This window comes from Vibrio sp. M260118 (assembly GCF_036533755.1).
In the GTDB taxonomy this organism is placed as follows: Bacteria; Pseudomonadota; Gammaproteobacteria; order Enterobacterales; family Vibrionaceae; genus Vibrio.
On the sequence record NZ_JATABG010000301.1, the window covers coordinates 1 to 4,449 of the forward strand.

Sequence of the window (4,449 nt, forward strand, 5' to 3'; positions counted from 1 at the left end):
TTTCGTTCACGTGAAGCCATTTCAAACATTCTTAAAGGCCAAGACGATCGTCTGCTTGTAATCATAGGTCCATGTTCGATTCATGACCCGGAAGCGGCTATTGAGTATGGTAAACGACTAAAAGTTTTGCGTGATGAGCTGGGTGACCGCCTAGAAATTGTTATGCGTGTTTATTTCGAGAAGCCACGTACAACGGTAGGTTGGAAAGGCCTAATTAACGACCCTTATCTAAACGACACGTTTAAGATTAACGACGGTCTGCGTATGGGCCGCAAACTGCTTCTAGATCTGACTGATATGGGAATGCCTACGGCAAGTGAGTTCCTAGATATGATCACTCCTCAATATGTGGCGGATCTAATTAGTTGGGGTGCGATTGGTGCACGTACTACTGAATCACAAGTTCACCGTGAACTAGCGTCAGGTATCTCATGCTCGGTTGGTTTTAAAAATGGTACTGACGGCAACATTAAAATTGCTTCTGATGCGATCCGCTCAGCGAGTGCATCACACCATTTCTTGTCGGTAACTAAGTACGGTCACTCGGCGATTATCGAAACGGCGGGTAACCCAGATTGTCACTTGATTCTTCGCGGCGGTAAAGAGCCAAACTACAGTGCAGATCACGTAGGTGCGATCAAGCAGGAACTTGAGGCTTCAGGTCTACCGAAGAAAGTGATGATTGACTTTAGCCACGCGAACAGCTCTAAACAGTTCAAGCGTCAAATGGTTGTAGGTGAAGACGTAGCAAGCCAAATTGCTGGTGGCGAAGATGCTATCTTTGGCGTGATGATCGAGTCTCACTTAGTGGAAGGCCGCCAAGACCTAGTTGAAGGTAAAGCGCCAACTTACGGTCAATCTATTACTGATGCTTGTATTGGCTGGGATGACACTGAAACTGTACTTCGCCAACTTGCAGACGCGGTTGTAGAGCGCAGAAGCAATAAGTAGTGCTTAACGCCACTTGATATCCAAGTGGCGTTTTTATTTTGATTGGCGCTAACTTTGAATGGATGTACTAAACACGGTGGTTCGGTTCCTACCCCTGCTCTTTGAGTGGTATAGCGCTTTATCGCTACGACCTACAACCATATCTTCCGATAAATCGTTGGGTTTGAACGCAGAGACGCCAATGCTAGCGGTGACACTCACTTCTGACATGCCAATTTTGCATGGCGTTGTTTCTATCGCCAAGCGAAGTCGCTCCGCAATATAAAAACCTAGCTCTTCGTCTGTGTTGGGGAGTAGAACAGCAAACTCTTCTCCACCAAACCGGCAGAAAATATCCTTTTCTCTCAGGTGAGTTGAACATACCTGTGAAAGATGCTTAAGTACGTTGTCCCCGACCTGATGGCCATAAGAGTCGTTAACATGTTTGAAATGGTCAACATCGAGCAAAAGTAAACAGCCGACTTGATGAGTTGTCTTGGCTTGTTCGAAAGAGAATTGCATCATTTTCATCAAGGATCTGCGGTTAGTTACACCGGTCAGTTCATCGGTTTCTGATAAGTACCTGAGTTCATTCTCGAGACTAATTTGCTGGGTGATATTTTTCACTGACCAAAGAATGGTCTTTTCACCCTTATATTCAATATCAAGTGGGCGAATAACGCCTTCGTACCAGACATCAGATCGAACTTCGGGAAACCCAACGATGGGAAAGGTTTCTCCCCGAGTAAAGCCATATTTGACTAACTGCTCTGTACCCGTACTGATCGCTCGACTAATGAGAACACTGAAGTTTTTCGCTCTCTGTTCGTCGAACAGATCATGAATGCTATATCCAATCAGTTTTTTGTTGTCAAACCCTGGTGTAGTGGTGAAACTATCGTTGCCAAATGCTTCGATATAAGTACCGCTTTCAGTAACAATGAAGATAAATTGCGGAAGAGTATTGAGAATGATCTCATGGCTATCTTGTAGACTAATCTTCATGCTTTAGTTTACTTGCGGTTTATGAAAAAAGCAGAGTGTATAAGATTTGATCTTATAAATACAGGCTTATTGAGAGGTTAATCACTAAGCTATTGAGTGCTAATGTTGTTTTATTTTAAGTCGTTATAGTGGAGTTTTAGTTCTAATATGAGGGAGTTACTGTCGTTAACGACTACCTCGATGACTAAAAAATGTTTGAATTCAAATAATAGCATGATCTAGCGTTAAGTTTGACCGGTGTGAGTTGATTATTGGGGTAAGAAGGAGCCGTTTAGCGGTAACAAGCCAAACAGTCCCTTCTAATGAGTTCTTATGCTAAGCAGTAAAGGTTAACAAACCTTATCCAACTTTGGGCAAGGGTTTGGTTCCTCCTCTTCCTCTGTGTTATCAGAAAATATCTCCGCAACAGCGCTTCGTTCAAGTTCCCCTTGCAAGTTTCCATCATCATCGACAACGGGTAGTGAATAGTCACAAGACATGGTATCAACCAGTACCTTCTCGATAGCAGCATCTGGAGAGACAGCGGGCACTTCTTCGTAGATCTCTTGGTGAATTTCTTCCTCTGTAGAAGGATCTTTTGCCGCGTCCATTAAGCCTTCTTTAGTAAGAACACCCTGGTAGCCATCTTCGGTTACGTGGTAAGCATAGTCTTGTTTAAAGCCTTTCATCTGGGCGATAGCTTCTTGAATAGTGTTCGCGGTGATGCGGTAAGCCGGTGGGTTCATCACCGTTTCAACCGTCAGTGCACGAGCGCGGTTAACATCTTTAACGAAGGCTTCAACATAGTCATCGGCTGGATTGAGAAGAATCTCATCAGGAGTGCCTTGTTGCACCAACTCACCATCTTTAAGGATAGCGATTCGATCACCTAGACGCAGTGCTTCGTCTAAATCGTGGGTAATGAAGATAATGGTTTTGTGCAGTTTTTCCTGCAACTCAATTAACTGATCCTGCATTTCACTGCGGATGAGGGGATCAAGAGCAGAGAAGGCTTCATCCATAAGTAGGATTTCGGCGTCAGTACATAGAGCACGGGCTAAACCAACACGTTGTTGCTGGCCGCCTGATAGTTGAGATGGGTATTGATTCTCGTAGCCTTTAAGACCAACCGTATCGAGCCATTGATTGGCTTTTTTAAGACGCTCTGTTTTCTCGAGGCCTTGGATTTCTAACCCGTAGGCAACATTGTCCACAACTGTGCGGTGAGGCAGTAAACCAAAACGTTGGAACACCATCGACATCTTGTGGCGACGGAACTCTTCAAGCTCTTTTTGGCTCAACTGCATCACATCCGTACCTTCAACCAGAATTTGCCCTTCTGTTGGGTCAATAAGGCGATTGAAGTGGCGAATCAGAGTCGACTTACCTGAGCCAGATAAGCCCATGATAACGAAGATTTCACCTTGATTGATCTGCAGGTTGATCTCTTTAAGGCCAACGGTGTGACCAGTATCGGCTAAGACTTGGTCTTTGCTGTCCCCTTGTTTTACACGCTCCATCACTGATTGTGGCTTTTGACCAAAAACCTTGTATAAGCCACTGATTTCAATAAGTGGTTTAGTCATGTTTAAGATCTCCTAAGTGAGCCTGAGTACGTTTAGCATACGCTTGGGAAGCGCGATCAAAAAGAATCGCCAGAGCAACGATGGCAAAGCCATTGAGTAGGCCAAGAGTGAAATATTGGTTGGTGATGGACTTCAGCACGGGTTGGCCAAGGCCTTTAACGCCAATCATCGACGCGATAACGACCATTGATAGTGCCATCATGATGGTTTGGTTAATACCAGCCATGATGGTTGGCATAGCCAGTGGCAGCTGAACACCGAATAGACGTTGTTTGGCACTTGCCCCAAAGGCTGTTGACGCCTCGAGTACCTCTTTATCCACCAATCGAATACCTAGGTTCGTTAATCGAATCACAGGTGGAATTGCGTAGATAACGACCGCGATCAGGCCAGGAATTTTGCCGATCCCCAATAGCATTACGACAGGAATGAGATAGACGAATGCAGGCATGGTTTGCATCACGTCGAGCATGGGCGTAACTACGGATTGGACTCTATTTGAGCGTGCCATGGCGATGCCAATAGGAATACCGAGCACAATAGACAACATGGTACAAACGGTAATAATGCTCAGCGTTCGCATTGTGTCTTCCCACATACCGAAGTAGCCAATCAGTATCAGAGAAACGAAACAGCCAACAGCTAACTTCCAAGAGCGACTGGCAGCGTAAACTAAGCCCGTACACACGGCTAAAACGATCACCCAAGGCGTAGATATGAGTAGTTTTTCGAACCAAATTAAAAAAGAGAGGAGAGGGTCGAAGAATGATTCGATAAGATCGCCATATTCTCGCGAGAATTCTCGATATGCACCATCGAGCGTTTTGCGGATCGCTCTTAGGTCTGAACGTTCCATTTCAGGAAAGCTGTTGAACCAGCTATCAGTAGACATCAATAAGTTCCTTTTATTCTCCTTCGCTACGTTGGCAGCGAAGGAGTACATCAAAAG

General features: G+C 45.0%; 4 protein-coding genes. 1 reads left to right on the forward strand and 3 read right to left on the reverse strand.

The features are described 5' to 3' along the window. Positions 1-951 (forward strand): 3-deoxy-7-phosphoheptulonate synthase AroG (gene aroG / locus QTO00_RS15385; protein ID WP_331425569.1); only part of this gene is annotated, 951 nt, incomplete at its 5' end. A 48-nt stretch (positions 952-999) separates the two neighbouring features. On the opposite strand, the gene QTO00_RS15390 is transcribed toward aroG, so the two are convergent. The 3 genes from QTO00_RS15390 to QTO00_RS15400 all read right to left on the reverse strand — a co-directional run bounded on the left by QTO00_RS15390 (position 1,000) and on the right by QTO00_RS15400 (position 4,392). Further along, positions 1,000-1,935, reverse strand: a complete 936-nt coding sequence (locus QTO00_RS15390) for a sensor domain-containing diguanylate cyclase (RefSeq protein ID WP_331425570.1) — start codon at positions 1,933-1,935, stop codon at positions 1,000-1,002. A 329-nt stretch (positions 1,936-2,264) separates the two neighbouring features. Next, positions 2,265-3,500 carry a quaternary amine ABC transporter ATP-binding protein gene (locus tag QTO00_RS15395; RefSeq protein ID WP_331425572.1) on the reverse strand — a complete coding sequence of 412 codons (1,236 nt, stop codon included), beginning with the start codon at positions 3,498-3,500 and terminating at the stop codon, positions 2,265-2,267. Next, positions 3,493-4,392, reverse strand: a complete 900-nt coding sequence (locus QTO00_RS15400) for an ABC transporter permease (protein WP_038204177.1) — start codon at positions 4,390-4,392, stop codon at positions 3,493-3,495. The genes QTO00_RS15395 and QTO00_RS15400 overlap by 8 nt, the downstream gene beginning before the upstream one ends. Between the last annotated feature and the right edge of the window lie 57 nt (positions 4,393-4,449).